General features: G+C 52.1%; 2 protein-coding genes. One reads left to right on the plus strand and one right to left on the minus strand.

Translation table 11 applies throughout. From position 1 onward, the window contains the following. Positions 1-459: DUF6816 family protein (locus H6F43_RS13750; protein WP_347272415.1), on the plus strand; the 459-nt coding region annotated here is incomplete at its 5' end. 68 nt (positions 460-527) lie between these two features. Here H6F43_RS13750 and H6F43_RS13755 read toward each other — a convergent pair. After that, positions 528-1247 (minus strand): fasciclin domain-containing protein, encoded by a 720-nt coding sequence (locus H6F43_RS13755; protein WP_242025596.1) that lies wholly within the window; start codon positions 1245-1247, stop codon positions 528-530. Positions 1248-1934: the final 687 nt, after the last annotated feature.

The following is a 1934-nucleotide window of genomic DNA, read 5'->3' on the forward strand; positions in this document are numbered from 1 at the left end:
AAGCGATCAACGCTTCCCCTGCTGTCGCTGCCAACGAAGTCGCTGCAAAAGGTAGAGATTATCTCCGATCGCGCGTTTAATGGGCTGAATTTAGCAAAAACGTATTTGGGCGATCGAGTCGTGCGGGTCTGGCTCGATCGGCGGGACTCCAATCGCCAGATTACTAAGTTCCGAGATAATCGCAAGCTGTTTTCTACCGTCAGTGGTCGCGCGGTCGAGCAGCCGAACACCAACCACTTTATTACCAGCGAAGTGTTTGATCAGTTTTTTCAGGCGGCTGAGAAACCGTACAAGAATCAGGTTGAAACTACGAGTGCCTACTCGCTCCAGCCCAATGGCAGCATTACTGCCGATCAAATCACTGCCGTTTACCTGACGCCGCCCCACTCCAAGGCGTATTTGGCGGGCGATCGCCCCGTTGCTCTCTACCGATATCGCCTGGAACTGAAGAAGTTCTAAAAAGAAACGCTCCCCAACCCAACGGGGCAGGGAGCGTGCTTGCACGACAAAGAGCAGCGATAAGGAGGTTACACGCCCGGTGGCAGAATCACTTTATCGATGACGTGAATTACACCGTTGCTGGCGGAGATGTCCGCTGCCGTCACTTTGGCGTTGTTCACGAGTACCTGACCCCCTGAGGTGCGTAGGGTCACTGAGTTACCTTCCACCGTCTTGACTTTGCCTGGCTTGATTGTGTTTGATGCCACCGCACCCGGCACGACGTGGTAGGTCAACACCTTTCTCAGCTTTGCCTTGTTCTCCGGCTTCAGCAGTGCCGCTAGCGTTCCTTTGGGTAAGGCAGCGAACGCTGCGTCCGTTGGAGCAAAGACGGTGAATGGACCTGTCCCTGCCAAAGTTTCTTCCAGACCGGCTGCTTTTACAGCAGCCACTAGGGTCTTGAAGGAGCTGTTAGCAGCAGCAACATCGACAATGGTGCTTGATTGGGAAGTACTCGCAGGAGCCGTTTCAGTCGGAGTTGCTTCCGCAGGAGCAACTGGAGCAGCCGTGGGTGCTTCAGTCGGAGCTGGAATTACGACTGGAGCCGAGGGGCTCGTTCCAGCAGGAGCTGTCGGAGCTACATCGGGAGTGGTTGGGGTGACGGGCTTAGAAGTCGGAGCCTGAGCTTGAGCGGGAACTTCGGCTTGGGTTGGAGTACTAGCTTGAGCGAACATCGCAGAACTAGCTACAAGACCAGCCACGATCGCGCTCAGACCAGCAGTTTTTCGGAGTGTGAGTTGTCTAGACATCTGCATCTCCCTGGGCAAAGACCCAAATCGAATGTAAAGTTCCCGTTAATCTTAGGGAAGCTTGTTTAAAGTTTTCTAGCGCGTTTAGTCCGATTGCTGAGGTGTCACAGCGGGTAGCTTTGCGGTGAATGGGAGTCAAGAGCAACGATTTATACACCCATTAAGTGAGGCAATCTCTGCCTGAAGGTAAGCGCTATAAGCGGGTCATGACTCATTGGAAAGCAGAAGGAGCGTTCAGTAAACTCAGTCGCTTCCGTGACGAATGAAACACTTCTTAATCAAAGTTAATTTTTTGAAGCACAATCAGCGGCGAATGAAGAAACAATGTGGGCAAACGCTGACCGTTGAAGCTGATTCATGCGTTTTCTCAATAAAACTTAATGTGACGGTTCATCGAGTGTCCTGAACTGAATCGATTTAAGACCACTGTGCTGCTATGCGCGATCGCTAGCTGAGATTTGTGTCGCGCCACACTCTCAATAAATGGCGATCGTCGTTATACTCCATCGTCGAGAGCTGATTGTGTGTGTAGCCCTATACAAAACTGCTCAGGCACGGAATTGTGCCTGAGCAGTTTACTTTCGCTGAAGTTGCATCTCAGCTAGGGCAATGTAGAGATGAGATAACCCTCCATCAGCCTGTATTACGCATCCCTGCCGCAATGCCGTTGATGGTCAGCAGAGCGCC

Origin of the sequence: Leptolyngbya sp. FACHB-36 (assembly GCF_014695955.1) — a bacterium.
Taxonomy (GTDB): domain Bacteria; phylum Cyanobacteriota; class Cyanobacteriia; order Leptolyngbyales; family Leptolyngbyaceae; genus FACHB-36.